Annotated in this window: 15 protein-coding genes and 1 pseudogene; 7 read left to right on the top strand and 9 right to left on the bottom strand. The window is 45.5% G+C overall.

All coding sequences use genetic code 11. From position 1 onward, the window contains the following. Positions 1-5 precede the first annotated feature (5 nt). Together ctaD and coxB are read right to left on the bottom strand one after the other, a co-directional pair. A pseudogene (ctaD, locus tag A6E01_RS13330) lies at positions 6-1,562 on the bottom strand (cytochrome c oxidase subunit I); the annotation flags it as partial. Positions 1,563-1,633: 71 nt separating this feature from the next. Then, positions 1,634-2,812 (bottom strand): cytochrome c oxidase subunit II, encoded by a 1,179-nt coding sequence (coxB, locus tag A6E01_RS13325; protein WP_418368975.1) that lies wholly within the window; start codon positions 2,810-2,812, stop codon positions 1,634-1,636. 353 nt (positions 2,813-3,165) lie between these two features. Between coxB and A6E01_RS13320 the strand changes: the two genes are divergently transcribed. The 4 genes from A6E01_RS13320 (at position 3,166) to A6E01_RS13305 (ending at position 9,343) form a co-directional block, all read left to right on the top strand. Further along, positions 3,166-4,767 carry a mechanosensitive ion channel family protein gene (locus A6E01_RS13320; protein WP_017031794.1) on the top strand — a complete coding sequence of 534 codons (1,602 nt, stop codon included), beginning with the start codon at positions 3,166-3,168 and terminating at the stop codon, positions 4,765-4,767. A 516-nt stretch (positions 4,768-5,283) separates the two neighbouring features. Next, positions 5,284-6,318, top strand: coding sequence for an IS110 family RNA-guided transposase (locus A6E01_RS13315; protein WP_065210145.1), 1,035 nt, complete (start codon positions 5,284-5,286; stop codon positions 6,316-6,318). 1,020 nt (positions 6,319-7,338) lie between these two features. Continuing rightward, entirely contained in the window at positions 7,339-7,737 is a 399-nt protein-coding gene (locus tag A6E01_RS13310) for a GFA family protein (RefSeq protein WP_065210406.1), read from the top strand. 220 nt (positions 7,738-7,957) lie between these two features. Then, positions 7,958-9,343 (top strand): YjiH family protein, encoded by a 1,386-nt coding sequence (locus tag A6E01_RS13305; RefSeq protein ID WP_017028029.1) that lies wholly within the window; start codon positions 7,958-7,960, stop codon positions 9,341-9,343. A 76-nt stretch (positions 9,344-9,419) separates the two neighbouring features. Here A6E01_RS13305 and A6E01_RS13300 read toward each other — a convergent pair whose 3' ends face one another. Next, positions 9,420-10,244, bottom strand: a complete 825-nt coding sequence (locus tag A6E01_RS13300) for a methylated-DNA--[protein]-cysteine S-methyltransferase (protein ID WP_065210405.1) — start codon at positions 10,242-10,244, stop codon at positions 9,420-9,422. After that, a complete protein-coding gene (locus A6E01_RS13295; protein ID WP_065210404.1) occupies positions 10,234-11,118 on the bottom strand; it encodes a DMT family transporter in 885 nt (294 codons plus the stop codon). Before A6E01_RS13295 ends, A6E01_RS13300 begins: the two co-directional genes overlap by 11 nt. A 330-nt stretch (positions 11,119-11,448) precedes the next feature. Here A6E01_RS13295 and A6E01_RS13290 point away from each other — a divergent pair, with 330 nt between their 5' ends. The 3 genes from A6E01_RS13290 to A6E01_RS13280 all read left to right on the top strand — a co-directional run bounded on the left by A6E01_RS13290 (position 11,449) and on the right by A6E01_RS13280 (position 15,145). Then, positions 11,449-12,006, top strand: coding sequence for an outer membrane beta-barrel protein (locus tag A6E01_RS13290; RefSeq protein ID WP_017028026.1), 558 nt, complete (start codon positions 11,449-11,451; stop codon positions 12,004-12,006). A gap of 73 nt (positions 12,007-12,079) precedes the next feature. Further along, positions 12,080-12,994 (top strand): hypothetical protein, encoded by a 915-nt coding sequence (locus A6E01_RS13285; RefSeq protein ID WP_065210403.1) that lies wholly within the window; start codon positions 12,080-12,082, stop codon positions 12,992-12,994. 84 nt (positions 12,995-13,078) lie between these two features. Continuing rightward, positions 13,079-15,145: a YjbH domain-containing protein gene (locus A6E01_RS13280; protein WP_065210402.1), complete on the top strand. Its 2,067-nt coding sequence runs from the start codon at positions 13,079-13,081 to the stop codon at positions 15,143-15,145. A gap of 4 nt (positions 15,146-15,149) precedes the next feature. Here A6E01_RS13280 and A6E01_RS13275 read toward each other — a convergent pair whose 3' ends face one another. The 5 genes from A6E01_RS13275 to A6E01_RS13255 all read right to left on the bottom strand — a co-directional run bounded on the left by A6E01_RS13275 (position 15,150) and on the right by A6E01_RS13255 (position 19,844). Further along, positions 15,150-17,333, bottom strand: a complete 2,184-nt coding sequence (locus A6E01_RS13275) for a YjbH domain-containing protein (RefSeq protein WP_065210401.1) — start codon at positions 17,331-17,333, stop codon at positions 15,150-15,152. Continuing rightward, entirely contained in the window at positions 17,330-18,109 is a 780-nt protein-coding gene (locus A6E01_RS13270) for a capsule biosynthesis GfcC family protein (RefSeq protein ID WP_065210400.1), read from the bottom strand. Before A6E01_RS13270 ends, A6E01_RS13275 begins: the two co-directional genes overlap by 4 nt. Before the next feature lie 17 nt (positions 18,110-18,126). Continuing rightward, positions 18,127-18,777, bottom strand: coding sequence for a YjbF family lipoprotein (locus A6E01_RS13265; protein ID WP_017028021.1), 651 nt, complete (start codon positions 18,775-18,777; stop codon positions 18,127-18,129). A gap of 103 nt (positions 18,778-18,880) precedes the next feature. Further along, complete coding sequence (locus A6E01_RS13260; RefSeq protein ID WP_065210399.1) at positions 18,881-19,171, bottom strand: hypothetical protein; 291 nt, start codon at positions 19,169-19,171, stop codon at positions 18,881-18,883. Between the two features lie 31 nt (positions 19,172-19,202). Beyond that, positions 19,203-19,844 (bottom strand): SEL1-like repeat protein, encoded by a 642-nt coding sequence (locus A6E01_RS13255; protein ID WP_065210398.1) that lies wholly within the window; start codon positions 19,842-19,844, stop codon positions 19,203-19,205. Positions 19,845-19,896: the final 52 nt, after the last annotated feature.

The following is a 19,896-nucleotide window of genomic DNA, read 5'->3' as shown; positions in this document are numbered from 1 at the left end:
AATTCTTAATCCACTTTAGGGGGCGTTGAGAAGGTATGATGCGGTGCAGGGCTTGGCACGGTCCATTCAAGACCCTCAGCCCTTTCCCAAGGCTTGGCCGGAGCCTTTTCTCCACCTCGGATGCACTTGATGACCACCCACAAGAAGATCAACTGGGAAAGCCCAAATGCAAATCCCCCAATGGAAACGATCTGATTCACATCTGCAAATTGGATAGCGTAATCAGGGATCCTGCGTGGCATACCCGCCAATCCTAAGAAGTGCATAGGGAAGAACAACACGTTCACCGAGACAATCGATGTCCAGAAATGGAGTAAGCTCAATTTCTGGTTGTACATATTGCCAGTCCATTTGGGTAGCCAGTAGTAGGCTGCCGCCATAATGGAGAATACCGCTCCAGACACTAATACATAGTGGAAGTGTGCCACCACGAAATAGGTGTCATGGTATTGGAAGTCAGCTGGGACTATCGCCAGCATCAGTCCAGAGAAACCGCCGATGGTAAACAGCACGATAAAGGCGATGGCAAATAACATTGGCGTCTCAAAGGTGAGCGCCCCTCGCCACATGGTGGCCACCCAGTTAAATACCTTCACCCCCGTGGGTACCGCTATCAGCATGGTGCAATACATAAAGAATATTTCGGCAAAAACCGGCATCCCTGTGGTAAACATGTGGTGAGCCCACACTAAGAATGACAGAAGTGCGATCGAACAGGTTGCATATACCATTGAATGGTAGCCAAACAACTTCTTGCCACTGAATGCCGGTACGATTGCTGAAACAATACCGAAGGATGGCAAGATCATGATGTACACCTCAGGGTGTCCGAAGAACCAGAAGATATGCTGGAACATCACAGGGTCGCCACCACCGGCTGCATCAAAAAAGCTAGTGCCAAAGTATTTATCAGTGAGAACCATGGTCACTGCACCTGCGAGCACCGGCATTACCGCTATCAATAAGAATGCGGTGATTAACCAAGTCCACACAAACAAAGGCATCTTCATCAGTGTCATGCCAGGGGCGCGCATATTGAAGATAGTCACGATGACGTTAATCGCCCCCATGATGGAGCTGATACCCATAATGTGAACCGAGAACACAAACAGTGCGGTGCTATCAGGCCCGTAGGTCGTAGAAAGAGGTGCGTAGAAGGTCCAACCAAAATCAGGACCACCACCAGGCATGAACAGCGAGCTTAATAAGATTAAGAAGGCAAAGGGCAGGATCCAAAAGCTCAGGTTGTTCATTCGTGGAAGAGCCATATCTGGCGCCCCTATCATCATAGGGATCATCCAGTTAGCAAGGCCAGTAAAGGCAGGCATGACTGCACCAAATACCATCACTAAGCCATGTACTGTGGTCATCTGATTGAAGAATTGAGGATCAACCAGCTGCAAACCCGGTTGGAATAATTCTGCGCGAATAATCATCGCCATTGCGCCGCCGGTAAAGAACATGATCAAACTAAACCATAGATACAGTGTTCCTATATCTTTGTGGTTAGTTGAGTAGATCCAGCGCGCCAATCCTTTTGCAGGTCCATGATGATCGTGATCGGCACTGCCACCCGCATGAAGATCATCGGCAGCAGTACTCTCATAGGTAGAGGTTTTATCGAACTCTTTCATCACTCACCCTCCGCATTCATTTGTGTACTCACATCGGAAGCTTGCACTACATCACCAGTATTGTTGTCCCATGCATTACGCTCATAGGTGACCACGGCCGCGATCTCTTCAGCGGTCAGCTGAGTGCCAAATGCCTGCATCGCGGTTCCACTCACACCGTTGGCGATAATATCGATATGACCATTCACATCCCCAAGCACTACTGCGCTGCCTTTCATTGCAGGGAACACATTAGCGACACCTAAGCCGTTACTCTGATGACAGACCGCACAGCGGCCTTCGTAAACGTCTTTACCCAGCGCCATCAGTTCATCCATACCCAAGGTTTTTTCTAGTGCTTTCTGCTCTTCTAATTTGGCAGCCGCTAGCTCTTGTTCTTTATTGGCTATCCACTCATCAAATTCTGCAGCCTCAACGGCTTGGACTACGATAGGCATAAAGCCATGATTGCGCCCACACAGCTCTGCACATTGCCCGCGATAGATTCCCGGTTTATCAATCTTGGTCCACGCCTCGTTGATAAACCCTGGGATAGTGTCCTTTTTCACCGCAAAATCAGGCACCCACCAAGAGTGAATCACATCATCAGAGGTCATTAAGAAACGGATTTTTTTACCGATAGGAAGCACCAACGCATTGTCTACCTCTAGTAGGTAGTGCTCACCCTTCTCATCCGTACCCTCAATTTGTTCATTACTGGTGGAGAGATAACTGAAAAACTCAACGTCATGGTCAAAGTAGCTGTAGTGCCACTTCCACTGTGAACCGGTGATCTTAACCGTGATATCAGACTCACTGGTGTCTTCCATCTCAATAAGCGTCTTGGTCGCAGGAATGGCCATGCCGATAAGAATAAGGATTGGAATAACGGTCCAGATGATCTCGACCTTGGTACTTTCATGGAAATTAGCGGCGACTGCGCCTTTGGATTTACGATGCTTGATGATGGAGTAGAACATCACTCCAAATACCACGACCGCTATCGCGACGCAGATATAGAAAATAAGCATGTGCAGGTGATACACCTTGCCACTTATCTCTGTTACACCTTGGGTCATATTGAAGGAAGACTCAGTATTTTCAGCCGAGACTGTGCTGGGCGCGCTTACAACCACCCCAAAACACAAGCTGAAAAACCACGCGCGTAGCCGATCGACTACTCTCACGAATGATCGCATTACTTTATGGTCTCGCATTAGGCGTATCACCCTCCTGGTGAGCCAATGTTGAGGCCGGAATCTACCCAGCTCATCAGAACATTTGAACGTCAATGCATATCTGAACGACAGAGGTCAGGTATGCGCACCCTAAAAGATTCTTCACACACTCGTTAGGTTGTCTGTGCAACCCTACGATACAACCATGTTATATTTATGTTAATAAATGCTAGTTTAGATTGGATAACAATCAAGAAATCAGTGAAATTCGCTGTTATTGCTCAGCGAACAGATCAAAGTTTAACTATACTCCCAGCTAAGGTAGCTCATCTGTAACCTCATATTTTTTATAACAATTCCAAAGAGATCTCATCATGCGTAAAGGATTACTACTGCTCGTTTTTCTGTGCAATATCTTTGCCAGTATTGCCATAGCAGCTGATACCAGCCATTTGTTAAAGCAACAACAACAGTTTACTGCTCAGTTAGAAAAGATTGAGGCAGCAAAGGGAGAGCAAGCCCTGTTTCTTGAAGACGTATTGCGACGCAAGAACGCAGTACTTAGGGATAGTATTTCAAACCTAATCGCGCAGTCTCCCGACTCAAAAGAGTTAAAGACTCTTGTCCCGGCTCAAGCTAGCATGCTCCAAGCGCTAATTGTTCATGCGGATAAACAAGCGGAAACCCTGTTTAGTAACACTCGAGATGCGGATGCTGCTGAAAAGGCGGAATACCAGTTTTTGACTCAGCAAAGGATCAGTAGTGTTGATGTCTATTACACTGAGCTTGCAACGACCTTTGGTTGGGCTAAAACTCTAGAAATAGAGTTGGATGAAACCGGCTTCAAGCAAGATCTTCAAAAACGTAGTGAGGTGCTGTACGACATCGTTATTTATCTAGATAGCCGCAAAAGGGCGCTCGATGAGCGGATGAACTACACCATTGAGGCGGATAAAGCGGATCTAGAAAAACAAATTTTTGCCCTGGAGCAACTACAACGTTTCTTGCTCTCAAGCATGAACAACACAGTAGCTCTTATGTCAGACTTTGGGTTGGATGTGACCGAATATAAGCAAACCTTATTTGCCATGACTGGTGACATCAATGCAGACGTGCTTGATGTGAATGTGGCATTTGGATTACTCAGTGAATGGCTCGACTCATTTAAAGATTGGGCGCTAGATAACTCACCGTCACTGCTGGTTAAGCTACTGGTGTTCTTGGCAATACTCTGGGTCACTCGCATTTTGTCTAGGCTGGTGGCTAATCTTGTGAAGAAAAGCGTATCGCACTCAAAAATGGATTTTAGTGTGTTGATGCAAGACTTCTTTATCTCCATCGTGGCGAAAGCCGTTACCTTTATTGGCTTGTTAATCGCCTTGTCTCAGGTAGGTATCAACCTTGGTCCACTGCTTACCGGTTTCGGTGTTGCCGGTGTCATCATTGGTTTTGCATTGCAAGACACCCTGTCTAATTTTGCATCAGGATTGATGATCCTTATCTACCGCCCATTTGATGTGAAGGACTTGGTTCAGGTTGCGGGGATTCAAGGTAACGTGAGTCACATGAGCTTGGTATCAACCACAATCCGTACTTTAGATAACCAAACCCTTGTCATTCCAAACAACAAAATATGGGGTGACGTCATTAACAATATGACCTCTGAACGCGTCCGTCGTGTCGATATGGTATTTGGCATTGCCTATTCCGATGACTTTGATTTTGCGAAAGAAATTGCGATTAAGGTTCTAGAAAACCACGATAGAGTTCTTAAAAACCCAGAGATGAATGTACGTGTCCACACGCTAAACGAATCATCCGTTGACCTAATTGTCCGCCCTTGGGTAAGAACCGACGACTACTGGGATGTGTACTGGGACGTAACCGAAGAGGTCAAACGCCAGTTTGATGCGAACGGCATTACTATCCCGTTCCCTCAAAGAGATGTGCATATTTTTAAGACTGATAATTCGTAAAGGTAGGTCACTCTCATGATAATCAGTACCTTAGAGATTGCCATTGGTTAGCTATGGCACTTTCTAGGATGACGAGTGCGCTGTAGTAAATATATACGCACAGTGGAGTAACAATTGTCATTCTGGAAAGCTCGAATGAGCTTATCCAGAATCTTAAAGTGCACATTATTCAATTAAGCACTCTCTAAGATCCCAGATAAATTCCTATGGAATTTTCAGGGATGACGTCCAATTAATCGTCGCAACGTATATCTACTTCAACGCGTCATTCTGGAAAGCTCGAATGAGCTTATCCAGAACCTTAGACTGCACATTGTTCAATTAAGCACTCTCTAAGATCCCAGATAAATTCCTATGGAATTTTCAGGGATGACGTCCAATTAATCGTCGCAACGTATATCTACTTCAGCGCGTCATTCTGGAAAGCTCGAATGAGCTTATCCAGATGTATGGACTCCCTCTCCTTGAGGAGCTACGGTCTTAATCCGACTAAAGATTAGCCAAAGGAGCCCATACATGACTAAGCCTAATCTATTAGCTATTGATTTAGCAAAGAATGTATTCCAAGTTTGCAAACTCTGCCCTAACGGAAAAGTCATTTACAACCGCGAAGTCAGTCGAGCAAAACTCAAAGAAATTCTGATAAATGAAAAACAAGCCCTCGTGGCTATGGAAGCCTGTGGCAGTGCACACTACTGGGCTCGATTCGCAATTAGCGCAGGCCACATTGTAAAAGTCATCAACGCCAGAGCCGTAAAAGCATTTCAAACCAAGCAAAAGACAGATAGGAATGATGCTTTAGCCATTGGTGTTGCAGCACAGCAAGAGCACATCCATGGTACTCATATTCACTCAACTGAGGAGCAGGCACTTCAATCGTTAGAGCGTATGCGACACTTGGCTAAGGTTCAACTAGTCGCACAAAGTAACCAGATGCGAGGAGTATTAGCTGAGTTCGGAGTTATTCTACCGCAAGGCCTATCTAAGTTAAGAAAGGAAATCCCTTTCATCCTAGAAGATGCTGATAACTCTTTACCTGATAGTTTTAGAACGGCGCTACACAGGTCATGGTCACATTTATTGTGCCAAATTGAACACTTGCAAGAACTAGATAGGCAGCTCGAATCTTTGGTTAAGTCGCATCATATTTGCAAAAAGCTGATGAAGCTAGAAGGGGTCGGTCCGTTAGGGGCGCTAGGGTTAGCGTTACGATTAGGGCGAGGTGAAAACTTTTCTAATGGCCGAGAAGCATCCGCTAATATAGGGCTAACACCTAAACAGAACAGTTCCGGCGGGAAAGAGCGTATTGGACATATATCTAAGTACAGTGCGGATAAGCGACTTCGTTCAATTTTATTTCAAGGAGCGCTTTCCGTTATCACTCATGTATTAAACCGTCCAGCGACAACAAACAAAGAGCAGTGGTTACAAGCGCTAGTCGAACGGCGAGGAAAAAAGATCGCTGCAATTGCTTTAGCGAACAAAACCGTTCGAACCGCTTATGCTTTATTAAAGAATGATTCGGACTATCAGCCAATTAAATTGTCATGATAGACCGAGCATAGTCAACGAAGAGCGATGTAAGACAGGTAAGACCGACCAGTATGAGCTAGATAAGATTCGAGGCAGTAGACTTGCCGATATCGAGAAATAGCCTACTGGTGCGACTACATTTTAGGGCGAGGTAGCTCCTCAATAAAGCCCGTATATAAGTGCGCATCTATACTTGTTTTCCAAATTCTTTGTTGATTTACCGAGGGGGTCCATATAAGAATCTTAGAGTGCACATTGTTCTCTCAAGGCATAATTTAAGGTTTACTGAAATGAACCTATAGTCATAGTTGCCTCAAAACAAAAAACACAAACTCCAGACAAAGAAAAACCCCGAGGGCTTGCGCCCATCGGGGTTATAGTCTTACTCGCAGCAGTCCGGCTACTAAAAGTGCTCCATGCATCTAAATCCATGATAGTGTGCTTATCCTAAGCTTAATCCTTTCTCGCCTTCCTAGCGGTGTCCAATGCCTTATCCTGGCTGACCAATATCCTTACTGGTATCACTCACTTGTTCCTTGAGCGGTGTCCTTTACATCATCCTGATGTTTGTTCCTTTCCTCTATCCTAGAGGTGTCCATTGCCTTCCGTTGCAAGCTACCATCCTAGTAACTTCTGTATCCGTACAATGTCCTTAATCCTTTTTCAACGACAATCCTAGTCGTTGCTCTTCATCCTGAAGATTCCATAATGCCTGCTTCCTGCTGACAACTTAAGTTTCGTTGTTTTTGGCCTTACTAACAATAGGTGTGAGACTTTCACTCAACACCAAAATTATTGAAATATACGTCAATCATAATAAATTCAACAGGTTAAGTGGTGACAGCCGTTGTTTTCTGGTTGAGATAATCCTATTCTCCTACGACTTTGTAAGAGATCTCGCACAAGCAGAGTAGAAGATCTCACCCTTATACCCTTAAAGGCCGCCTGCTTGTTGTCACATTTTCCTGATTTCTTGGCTTAGCTGAGCCAAATTTCATTGCTATGATTAGTATTGTCAGCGTCATGGAGGGAACAAAAATGCAGAAAGTTCGTACGGCATCGTGTAGCTGTGGTCAAGTTGAGATCATAGCTAAAGGCGCTCCTATCCGTTCAGCTTTATGCCACTGTGTCTCTTGTCAGAAGCGCACAGGAAGTGTTTTCGGTGTCCAAGTTCGTTTTCTGTTAGAACAAGTCACCATTAATGGAGACCTCAATCAATTCACTCGAATTGCCGACAGCAATAACTCTGTCAATCACAGCTTTTGCCCTGCATGCGGCACAACTATGTTGCTTTCATTATCAGTAGCAAGAGAGTACGCCATCATCCCTATGGGCGTCTTCAACGTACAAGACTTTCCACCACCCAGTTTTTCCGTTTACGAAGAGCGCAAACATGACTGGGTGCAGTTTTCTCAACAAATGGAACATTTCTTGTGACCGCAACAAAATACCAACAAAGCACACTTTATCGTTACAAAACATGGCAGAGATCATAAATTTCAGAATCTCACCCTGAATAATTAGACATTTTTAATGAATAGTATTGCTATCAAACACGAAGATGCTTATCCTTGCGCGCAATTTGATAGATTCATAAATGAGCTATCTGACATAACAATTCTAGTGTCCTTATTTAGACGTTAAGCACGAGTTAAAAATGCAAACTAACACAACAAACAAATCAGCACCGAACGATGCAGAGCAGCCTGTAAAAGGCAATTTCTGGATGTTCTTCATCCCTTCTATCATCGGGTTGTTCTTATTCATGGCTCCAATCAGCTATGACGGTAACCTAACGATTCCTGTTGCTGTATTAGCCAAAACCCTTCAAGGTGCGCTAGATGGTAGCTTGATTGGCATCATCACGTTGATCATTTCGGGTATGGCACTAGCGTCACTATTGTGCGCTATCAAAACGCCGCGCTTTATCGAAGATAACGACTTCTTGAATGGACTGTTCAAGCCATCACCTCTTTGGCTTACTGTGCGTATTATCGGTGGTCTTGCTGTTGCGTTAACCTACTTTCAGGTTGGCCCAGAAGCCATCTGGGAAGAAAACACGGGCGGGTTGGTTCTAGACGGATTGTTGCCAACGCTGTTCTCTGTATTCATTTTTGCAGGCTTGCTGCTTCCTTTCCTACTTAACTTTGGCCTGCTAGAGCTATTTGGCACCCTATTAAGCAAGATCATGCGCCCGTTATTTAACCTCCCAGGACGTTCTGCTATCGACTGTATGGCATCTTGGTTGGGTGACGGTAGTGTTGGCATCTTAATGACCAGCAAGCAGTACGAAAGCAAGTTTTACACTCAGCGTGAAGCTGCTGTTGTGGGCACGACATTCTCAGCTGTATCTATTACCTTTAGTTTGGTTGTTATTGCTCAGGTTGAATTAGAGCACCTATTCCTGCCTTTCTATGGCGCTATCTGCTTAGCGGGTTTTGTAGCGGCTGTGATTATTCCTCGCCTGCCTCCATTGAGTCGTAAGAAAGACGTATTCATTGATGGCTCTAAACCACACCATGATGCGAACGCTATTCCTGCAGGCCATTCGACCTTCTCTTGGGGTATGGACTTGGCACTACGAAAAGCAGGTCAGGTTACTTCAGTTGGCGCAGTGGCTAAAGAAGGCGTTAAAAACGCAGTCGATATGGTTTTTGGTGTGCTACCTGTGGTTATGGGCCTAGGTACTATCGCATTGGTTATCGCTGAGTACACCTCTGTATTTGCGATTATGGGTAAACCGTTTGTCCCTTATCTTGAGCTTCTGGCTATCCCTGAAGCAGTAGCGGCATCGCAAACCATCGTAGTTGGTTTTGCTGATATGTTCATTCCATCTATTCTGGCGGCTTCTATCGATAGCGAACTAACGCGCTTCGTTATTGCAGCAATGTCAGTAACACAGCTTATCTACATGTCAGAAGTGGGGGCTCTACTACTAGGTAGTAAGATTCCAGTGAATATTGGTGAACTGTTCATCATCTTCATTCTAAGAACCTTAATCACCCTGCCAGTTATCGCAGGTGTGGCGCACCTAATCTTCTAAGGCTAGGCACTCAACGTTATAAAGCCCGAGCATCGCAAGATGCTCGGGCTTTTTCATATCAGAATAATGTAGACAATTACCCCAGTTGAGCCGCTTCCCAACCTTGAATGGCAACCTTACGGTCACTACCCCAGCGGAATTGCCCGACATCGCCATCACCGCGAATAACGCGATGACAAGGTATTAGAAAGCCAATGGTGTTGGACGCTACAGCACTGCCTACGGCACGTGAAGCCTTGGGTGAACCAATGCGTTCAGCAATCTGAGAATAAGAGAACAGTTCTCCAGAATGGCTTTTCATCAGCGCTTCCCACACCTTAATCTGAAAATTAGTGCCTTTAACGATAAGGTGCACCTTATTACCAGATCCAGAAAAGATACTATTCGCGATACCTTGGGCGTCCCCTTGCTTGAATGTCGCCAATGGCCATTGCTCCTTCAGTATCGCTAGCGTCTCAAATGCATTGCTGTCTGCAAACTGTAGAAAGCATACGCCTCGCTTGGTCCAACCAATCACTGCTGTTCCAAACGGTGTATATGCTTCACCAAAATAGATAATTAACTGCGCGCCTAAGCTTTTCACTTCGCCAGGCGTCATCGCCTCACAAGACACGATGAGATCATGCAACCGTCCCGTACCTGACAAACCCACATTGTCGGCTGCATCAATAAGGTTCGAGGAGCTCTTTAACACCTCAAGCGCACGCTCTTTAGTCAGCGACTGCATAAAACGTTTTGGAGAAATGCCTGCCCATTCAGTGAAAATACGCTGTAAGTGGGATTCGCTCAGATGAACATGCTCTGCTACTTCGGTGAGGTTTGGCTGACGATTCAGATGCCCCCGGATAAACACTATCGCTTTTTCGACAGTATCGTAGTGACGCTGCTGACTAGTATTCATGTTTCACCTTTCGATTTGATGCGAGCATTTTCTTTATAGAAAACCCTGTTACTAGCATGGTTCCGCCAATGACAAACAGAGCACCTAAAGCGGTATTCCACCCCACTTGTTCATCAAGAAATAGGTTACCCCATAGAATGCCAAAGAGAGGAATTAGAAAGGTCACAGACAGTGCTGATGGCGGACCAAGATCTTCAATAAGCCTAAAGTAAAGAAGATAGGCAAGTCCCGTACACACAACCCCTAGCAATATCACTGAAATAGAAATCTGTACGTCAGGCATTTCTCTAATTGGCATAAAGGGCAATAGAGGCAGCACGATCAAACACGCTGCCCACATACTCCCATGGGCATTATCAAACGACGAAATTTTGGGGGCATTTTTGGCATAGTTACTGGCGATACCATAACAACAAGCGGCCATAACACCTGCAATCATCGCTACACCAGAATTCGCAGGCAGAAGAGCATTATCCAGCCCAACCAAAATGTATACGCCTATAACACCAGAAATTAGACCCACGATAACCCTTAGCGTTGGCAGACTTCTTGACCAAACAATCGCGATTGCTGCACCCCATATGGCGGCAGTTGAGTTCAATATCGATAGAATAGATGCCGGCAAGGTTTGTGCTGCATAGGCAAACAATAAAAAAGGCAACGCCGTATTCAACAATCCAATAATAAAGAAGTGCTTAGTGTGTGCAGTGAAATCCAGTTTCTTCTTCATATACCAAGCTACAACCAGCAAGCTCACCGCAGCAAATAGCACCCTTGCTTCAATAAGATAAGCGGGGCCTAGTGCATTAGCGGAAATGCGCATGAAGAGAAATGAACCTCCCCAGATCGCAGCTAGACAGATCAGACGTAGCATGCTCGATAGAGTCAAAATAGAGAACCTAGTGTCATTTAATCAATAAAGTTAAATCAGTGTGATAGTTAACGCACCGATACTCAACCCGATTCTTGCGCAATTCACTAGAAATCACCTCTAGAACAGTGCTTATCCCTGCAACAAAATGCTTACAATAAAACCACAGATGTGATCCTACTCACAAATTATTACAATTCATTCACAAGCATCACAAATAGTTCAATTTAGTGAAACTTTACTATTAAACAATAAGTTAAGATAAATTGTAGTGTGGTCTTGATGCCTATTCGGTATTCAAGAATTGATTTTTACTGATAGGGATTTCAGCCAATGAAAAAAATCAGCTTAGCTGTCTCACTTCTGCTTGCGGTGTCCTCGGCGTCAATAGCCGAAGAAACCAAAAGTCATCAACATCATTATTATGGTGGTATCAACCTAGGTACAACCAGCTGGGGGAGTTTGGGTTCTGGCGTAACTGACGTCACTCGCGTTGACGACCCAGATTTTTCTTGGGGTGTATTTATAGGCATGCAAACGCTGCCATGGCTTGCCTTTGAACTGGGTTATCAAGACCTAGGAGAAGCTGACCTCAAAGATGTTTCGGGTAGCTACGATGCTCAAACCATAAACCTTTCCGCGAAACTCTCATACGATATTGTCGAGCGCCTAGCCATCTACGGAAAAGTCGGTACTCAGTGGTATGACTGGAGCGCCAATGGTTCGGGTGTATATGAGGATGATAGCGGTTGGACACCTCACCTTGGTGTGGGTCTCGAATTAGCATTCGACAAAAACTGGTCTGGCGCGCTGGACTACACTTGGTATAACGATATTGGTGGTCCAGACATCAACTATTTCGGCATCTCAGCGGCCTACCACTGGCGCTAAACGCAACACAAACTGAATTTAATTTGCTCTCCAGCATGGATGGATAGCACTTATTTCACTCAGGAGGATTATTGTGAAATATAAAGTAATCGCATTAGCTGTTAGTGGTGCCCTTTTAGCGGCATGTGGCAGTGACAATGATAACTACGTAACCCCGGCCAACGTTACCGTTCAAGCATATGATGGCGGTGTTCGAGGCATTGAAGCTTTCTACGATTGTGGTGATGGCGATATGTTAATGGGTACGACTGGCGGCGGTGGCTTCCTAGAGATTGGTCTAGGCAACTTCCCTGAGTTTACTGAAAACCCAGATCAGTGTGTTGTCAGCTTTGGACCTACTCAAGGTGCTATTGATGAAACTAACAGTAAAGATATGAGCGATGTTCAGTACATTGTTCCACTTGAGCTGTATGAAGCAAACACCGTTATAGCTGCTACGCCATACACGACTCTGATTAACAAGCGTATAGAAGAGCTTGAAGCGGCAGGAGAAGATGTCATCATCGATGACATTATCGATGATGTTTTTGAAGACTCTTTGCCTGATGGCGCAGATCTTACTGATGCTCAAAAACGCCAACTTCTAAGCGATCCTGATGCTGCTTTAGCTTCAATGAGCGACGATGTAGCCGCAAAAGTTCAAGCATCAACAATCGTTTTGTCTGACGCATTGGTAGCTCAGCCAGACAAGTCAACTGATGAACTAACAAACGTCACCAAGACTATTGCAACTTCATTGGCTGAGGATCCTAACTTCCCTGTAAATCAAGATACTGGTGCACCAACCTATATTGACGTGTCTGAAGATTTGAAAGATGACACTGCATTTGAGGATGTTGTTGCTCGAGACCCTGATCCAGAAGAGCCGTTACCGGATGACACTCTTCAAGATGGTGAAGAGCTTCCAGAGGAACCACCAGCGGTAATTCCTCCTCCGGGCGAGGAAACCCCACCACCGACAGGTGGTACTGGTGGCACTGCAGGATAAACAACTGCCCAATGACGCCTCTTTGATAGAGGCGTCAATTTTTACAGCTCGACAATATCTACCCCCTAGGATATGGATGTTCCTATGCGCACGACTGCCTCTCGCACCCTTGCTCTCTCTCTGGTAACTGGATTTAGTTACCCTGTTCTCGCTCAAGTTGATATCTTGCCTTCTCAACAAGGCTTCAGCGGGCTTATTTTTACACCCAATGCGCAAACCATAGAAGCAGGGCGAGGAAGCGCCTTATTTAGCCAAGGCGTGCCCTATCGCGGAAGCATCGCCGAATTAGACAACTGGTATGTCAATGCTGGTGTATTCCCGCATCTTGAAGTGGGTGGGCGCATCGTTACAACAGACTACAACTCGAATTGTTTTACAGAAGGTTGTGGCATTAGAGATCTCTCTGCTACCGCTAAATTTCAGCTTCCGTATCTCGAAGACCTTACTGGCTTTAACCTTGCCTTTGGTGCACAAGATATTGGTGGCGCTGCAAGTAACTTCGATGCGTATTTTGTGGTTGCCGATACCGAGATAGAGTCGTTTAACTTGCGCCTCAGTGGTGGTTACGGTCAGTCGGATCTCAGCTTAGGTGTGCTCGATGGACCTTTTGCTGGTGCAGAATGGCAGCCGTTTGATTTTGTTCAACTGGCTGGTGAGTACGACGCGCAGGAATTTAACGCTGCTGTTCGCTTAATGACGCCACGAGATATGCTGCCTTACGGGGCACAACTGGCCGCTCAATATCAGCTTTACTCCGGCCACGAAAACCAAGACCAAACCCTATGGGGCGTAAGTGCCTCAGTGCCCTTCTTTGGTGATACCTTCACCCGTAACAAGTACTCAGATGTTAAGCCTGATTCACAAACACAGGTTGAAACTCAGCTCGCTAAGGGTGATGCCAGCAGCCTAACTCAGCTTATCGGCAAACTCGAGCAAGAAGGGTTCGTGAACATCCGTGTTGGTGCGAACCTAGATACCTTAGTTATTGCACTAGAAAGCAAACGCTATCAGCACAACACCATGGATGGCGCGGGTGTGGCCCTAGGTATCATCTCTGCAAACTCAGGTGAAGGATTATTTGCTGACTTACCTAGAGGCTCAAGCAAGGCTCAAAAAGTAGAGCTAGTGCTTTTGCAGAATAAAGTTCCAATGCTCTCTATCAATACAGAGCTGAACTGCTATCGCGACTTTTTGAAAAGTGGCGCTGAATGTGAGCAGATGCAGTTCTCTAATCAGGACTTAACTGCAAAATTAGACCAAACACAATGGCGCTATGAAACCGTCAACGACGGCTTTGGCTACAGCGAAATTATCTTCTCGCCTGTAATGAACTATGCCGTTGCAACCGAATACGGCTTCTTTGATTATTCCATTGGACTAGGTACCAATCTTTATACTCCGCTATGGAAAGGCGCTGCTGTTGATGTTCGTCATATCCTACCTATCGCCAATAGTGATGATTACGATGATGGGTACTATGAATCTGATGCTTTGGAAAGCGAAATTGATCGCGCCTTAGTGCATCAAGCATTTCGTCTACCTGCTAACACCATGACGCTATTTAGCGCTGGTCTAATCAGGAGCGATTACTATGGCGGGCAAAATGAAACCCAGTGGTACAGCACCAGCGGTATGCATAATCTAGGCTTTGAGGCGGGCTATTTCACCGCTAAAGACAGCATTGATACTGAAGATCGAACCCCGCTTCTTGCTCACTATCGACTCTCCGTTGCACAGTGGAACTGGCAAATGCAGGTGCAAGGGGGTGAGTTTTGGGGTGGCGACCAAGGGGTGAAAGCCACGTCTAGCCATTGGCTTGGTGACACACGCCTAGACGCTTCTTATTTAAACAGTGAAAGCGAACAATTTGTCACCTTGAATGTATCGATTCCTCTTACCTTCTGGCGCGGTATGAAACCAGATTATCTGACCGTGCGCGGTGTTAGCGAATGGAACTTTAGCGTACAAACTCGAGTTGGCGAGAGCCATAACCAGCTAAACACTGGGCTAGGCAAAACAGCGAATAATTACCACAACCTCGACAGACAGTACTTCAACAGAGCAAGGCTCAACCCGAATTACTTTGAAAACAACCCAATCCGTCTAAGAAACGCTTATCTGCGTTACCTAGATGAAGTGGTATACGAGTAATAAGCTAACGATTCGCAGGAGGTCTTTGATACCAAGGATTTCTTGCGTCCGTCACCTCAAATAATTGATATTTACGCATTAGCATCTGTCCGCCATCTCGAGTGATGGGTTGCCAATTAAAGTTGGCTCTGTTTTGGCTAGGCTTCACTGTCATTACATCAAAGGGAATAGATACGTAAAATCCCTTAGTAAAACTACCCTCACCATATTCTTCTGGTGTTAAATCAGAGATGCTTGCAAAAACCCCTGCAATCACACCCGAGTCAAATTGCTTGGAGAAATCAAAGCGCGCACCGTAGTCACCCGCTAAAAATTCACCAACTCCGACCTTAAACAAGGTATCGTCCAGCAAAGACCACTTAGGGGCATAGTAAGCAGTCACAAATCCTGTAGTACCTTGAACGATAACGTTGTAGTAGCGCTGATCTACCTCACTATATTGAGTAGGACTATCAAACACCCCAAACCATGATTCAGGGTCGCGTTGATAAATGAGATTCACATCAACACCAAACGCCCAGCTGCTGTTTAAGGGGCGGTACAAGACCTCTCCGCCCACTCCTGCAAACATCATTTCTAAATACCCGCCATACAATTGCGTGTACCAGTTTGAGCCAAAATCTTCAAACCAAGTGAGCTGGAGATTCTTCATGCGTAGACGATTCTCATCCACATATGCCCTAAATAGGGTTCGTACCCTAGGCACGTCAGTACCATCTGGCGGTGCTATGTAATTAAACTTGTCGTAGTTATCGAATAGGTTGAGATACAGCGAGCCACTCATCTGCAAATTAGAGGTGAGCCAATATCCGGCATCTGCATTAATACCAATACTGTACAGGTAGAAGCTCTCCGCAGAACCAAAAGACTGTATAAGCTGCGGTGAAAATGCATAATCGAATCGTTCGAAGTCTTCATACTGCGGGCTAGAATCAACCTCATCGACATTGCTCACAGAGACCGCATCATCATAGTTAACATCGAGATACTGCTGTTCATGTGCCGCCACGAAAGTCTGACTATCAATATCCGTCTCGGTCAATAATAGAGCTTTATTGGTTTCGACAATAGATATGGTATTTACAGAAGGGGGCGTATGGTTGAGCGTAATGACTGCAGCCCTATTTCGGGCTAGGTCTCTATCTCGGTATTTTTCTTGCTCTGCAGAAATGAGTATTCGCTGCTCGTCCTGCCTGATGCTGTGCACCTTATATCCCGCTACATCATAGAGCTCTTGGGACAATTTTTCATAATCGGTAGTAGAAGAGGAGTCTCTTTGTTGAGCAAGATGCGGTGGACGCTCATCAACCCAGGTGGCGTATAGATCATTAAAATTAGTGGATAAGGTGACACCTAACGCCAGCGTATCGCCTCGCTCATAACTGACTCGAATTTGCGCCCAATCATCCACGCGATATACCATTCCAAAGTTAACAGGAATATGCTGAGTCATATCGGCAGTGCCTCTTACTACTGGGGCATCTTGTGAATAATCATTGGTATCGTATTCAACCTTAAACGAGAGCGGTTCATAGGGTGTCTGATATTCTAATCCCGCATAAATTGAAGCAGGCCCAGAAAACCATCGGTCCACATCAAACTGACCACCGTTGCCACTATAATCATTCGCCCTTTCACAAAATCGATCCGCCACTGAGCACATAGGGTTAGAGATGTTGCCACTCTGACCTAAATACCCCCATGCAATGCCGACCGTTGCATCAAAAGGACCAAAGCGCTTGCTGGCCGCAATAAACTCCCCATCAAATAACCCCGTACCACCAAAGTCTCTGAAGCCAATGGATAGCTCAGGAATATAACGACTCTCTTGCAATAAGCGGATCTTAAAATCAATCGCCTTATCGGCCAGTTCGTTATCGCCACTAAACTCGGGATCTCCACTGTAGAGCAAATCTTGAACTAGCGTGTAGCGAACCGTGGTCTCCAGCCACGGGAGCACCTGTAAGCTAATGCTGTAGAAATGGTATTCGTTATTCCAAGTGCCGTTTAGGCTAAATTCTCCCTCTCTCGCCATTCTGCCTGTAGGCATTTGCATTAGGCCAACGCCACCAAAGTCAGATTGGGAAGGGGTTGCTTGCGCGCTATAAAAGAGATCGTCGGCCAAGCTCTCGCTGCTTATAAAACCCAACAATGTCAGTCCAATAACGACGCCATACTGCAACCTCATAGCCCCACCTTATGAGTGAGCAATTCGACTATCTGAAGGTTGAGCTCCTCGTTTTCCCAAGCAAGGCTCCTTAGACCAATAAAAATTGTCGCACCTGGGGCAAAGTAGACCTCTTTTCCGTTCCACCAGCCATAAGGCAGTTGTGTCATCTCGCCATCTGGCTGTATAACAAAAGCGAGGCTTTTCTGAGCTCCCGATAGCAGGTTTACATGATGATTTTCTATATAGTCTGACAGCTTCCAGTGAGGCTTAAATGGCACTAGGGTGGGTTTTTCTATGGCTCCCATCAAACGAATTTGTGTGGGTCTTTTTGATTGTAATAGCCGAAAACGAAGCCCTGCATTTTCATTTTGAAAGGCTAATACAGGGTCAGTTGATATTTGGCTGCGAGCCCAGTCAGCATCAAGCCTGTACGGCAACCGTCTAAGATAAGTAAACTGCTTAAGCTGATCTAAAATCGCTCGGGAGGATTGATTTAAACTCTCGTGGTTGGGCTTACTGGCTCGCTGCTCAAGCTGACCGAAGATATCTTTTTTCTCGGCAGTCATGTCCGATTTATTGTCTAATAGAGCAAAGTGATTTGCCAACACAAACCTTTCAGGCTCAACCCTTTGCGCATCTATCAGCACTTGACTTAACCGCACAGCCTCAGAGTAATAAAGCTCTGTCCCTTGATTAGGCAATTCTACGGTTATCGGCGCAGCCAGAGCCTTACCGATACAAAGCATCGATAAAAAGACCACATAAATGGATGCTATCGAACGAGGGCTAATCATTGGTCACTTTCAGACCATTAGCCAAAGTCGCGGATTAACAAGAGCTCAATACGGCTCATGTCTGGGCCTATATGTTGAATGGTTTTAATCACCCTCCCATCACTATCTACCCAAAAATGATTTTCAAAACCTGTATCAAGAACTTGGAAATACACTGTCTCGATGTAATGATTCGTTGTGAATTGTTGTAGGGGGGTATCAACGCTTTCAGACCCTATTAGCCTCCGAGTAATTGTGGCCTGATAACCATAGCGATAACCAGGTTGCCAATCGTATGTTGCTTGCCATGAGACTGGAGTATCTGACCCAAAAGGATATTGCTGTGTAGTGGCCTCCGCTAAATTGTTAACGGGCATAGCCAAAGTCTTTATGATTCGCCCACCTTCTGTGACAATCATAGCCCTATCTTGAGCTACCCATTTCAATGCAGCAGAAGACTGACCCGAGAGGGTATCAGCATAAGCCAATACCATGTGTATCTGAGGGCCTTGATCAACACGCGCATAAAGGCTGGCATATGGCAGTTTTTGTAATCGCTCATCAGCAACAACAACATCCTCAGCACCCCATACCGACTGCTCAACTGTCACTCCTACATCTTGAAATTTCTGCGAACACCCTACGATTGATGAAGATAGGATAAAGAGCAGTAATATCCTTTGTGTCATCTTGCCATCCCTGCAAAGTCCAAAGAAATTCTCATTAACAATAGATTACAGACAAAAAAAAACCACTTCCTGGCTGGAAGTGGTTCATATGATTTTTTAGGCGTTACCGATTTTGAACCGTTGTGGAAGGAGAATCATCTCCGGCATCGGCTATCGCTACACCTGCAACAATAACAACAGCACTCACAGCCACAACGGCCCCTATAACCGTGCCCGAGGCGAGAGTTGTGGCGGCAGTCCCTGCAGCAACCCCTCCAGTAGTGGCACCCGTTGTTGACGCAGAGGTTGCGGCTCCAGTTGAAGTGCTCGCACCTTCGGTGCCCGTTGCCACCTCTTCAGCGGCAAAAGATAAACTTGCAAAGCTCACCAGCAATAGTGCTAAAAAACTCTTCACAGTACCTACCTTATATTTGAGCAGGCGCACTCTATTTAGAGTGCTCGTTGAAATCAACGTGTTCAGACATGCTTCTCCACATCTTGGCTTTTTCTGCATCAGCTAACGGGTTTTCCGGCGATTTATACCAATCAGCCAAAAACATCTGCGCTCTAACACAACGCCTGTTTGCTGCGTGCTCAATAAGCTGAATCCCTTTATCCATATTACTACGAATACCGAATCCTTCGAACAGAGCGATACCCTGCTCATACTCGGCTTGCTCATCACCATTCAATGCATCGAGAGCGTTTCTCCAGTAACGATACTTATCTTGAGGAACAACATCATCCGCAGATGCCTCACACACCCTCACAAAGCCTTCTATACCATCTCTGCTATCTTGCAAAGCGGCTTTTTCATACCAATACACAGCCTCTTTAGGGTGTACGTGCTCATTTTCTTTAGCTAATTCAAGTTGCTTAGCCAGATGTCCATTATCAGCAAGAGCGACCTTTTCTTTATGAATTCTTACACGCTCTGCTTCAGCTAAGTGAGCTTGCTGCTCAGCAGCTTGTCGTCGTCTCTCTGCCCGTTCTGTGCGACTTGAAAACCATTTCGCAACACCTAAAAACACAATCATAAAGGCTAAAATCGAGCCGACGGTAGCAATCATCTCAGTAACTGTATCCATACAGTATCTCCGTGCGACAAAAGCTTGGTCTGTCATTCCATCATTGTGATGG

It is taken from the genome of Vibrio breoganii (assembly GCF_001677275.1).
In the GTDB taxonomy this organism is placed as follows: domain Bacteria; phylum Pseudomonadota; class Gammaproteobacteria; order Enterobacterales; family Vibrionaceae; genus Vibrio; species Vibrio breoganii.
This window is presented reverse-complemented; position numbering and strand designations above follow the sequence as displayed.

Bases quoted from the DNA above. Each gene is read 5' to 3' on its own strand.
- coxB (WP_418368975.1), bottom strand. From the start codon at position 2,812: ATGCGATCATTCGTGAGAGTAGTCGATCGGCTACGCGCGTGGTTTTTC.
- A6E01_RS13320 (WP_017031794.1), top strand. From the start codon at position 3,166: ATGCGTAAAGGATTACTACTGCTCGTTTTTCTGTGCAATATCTTTGCC.
- A6E01_RS13315 (WP_065210145.1), top strand. From the start codon at position 5,284: ATGACTAAGCCTAATCTATTAGCTATTGATTTAGCAAAGAATGTATTC.
- A6E01_RS13310 (WP_065210406.1), top strand. From the start codon at position 7,339: ATGCAGAAAGTTCGTACGGCATCGTGTAGCTGTGGTCAAGTTGAGATC.
- A6E01_RS13305 (WP_017028029.1), top strand. From the start codon at position 7,958: ATGCAAACTAACACAACAAACAAATCAGCACCGAACGATGCAGAGCAG.
- A6E01_RS13300 (WP_065210405.1), bottom strand. From the start codon at position 10,244: ATGAATACTAGTCAGCAGCGTCACTACGATACTGTCGAAAAAGCGATA.
- A6E01_RS13295 (WP_065210404.1), bottom strand. From the start codon at position 11,118: ATGCTACGTCTGATCTGTCTAGCTGCGATCTGGGGAGGTTCATTTCTC.
- A6E01_RS13290 (WP_017028026.1), top strand. From the start codon at position 11,449: ATGAAAAAAATCAGCTTAGCTGTCTCACTTCTGCTTGCGGTGTCCTCG.
- A6E01_RS13280 (WP_065210402.1), top strand. From the start codon at position 13,079: ATGCGCACGACTGCCTCTCGCACCCTTGCTCTCTCTCTGGTAACTGGA.
- A6E01_RS13275 (WP_065210401.1), bottom strand. From the start codon at position 17,333: ATGAGGTTGCAGTATGGCGTCGTTATTGGACTGACATTGTTGGGTTTT.
- A6E01_RS13270 (WP_065210400.1), bottom strand. From the start codon at position 18,109: ATGATTAGCCCTCGTTCGATAGCATCCATTTATGTGGTCTTTTTATCG.
- A6E01_RS13265 (WP_017028021.1), bottom strand. From the start codon at position 18,777: ATGACACAAAGGATATTACTGCTCTTTATCCTATCTTCATCAATCGTA.
- A6E01_RS13255 (WP_065210398.1), bottom strand. From the start codon at position 19,844: ATGGATACAGTTACTGAGATGATTGCTACCGTCGGCTCGATTTTAGCC.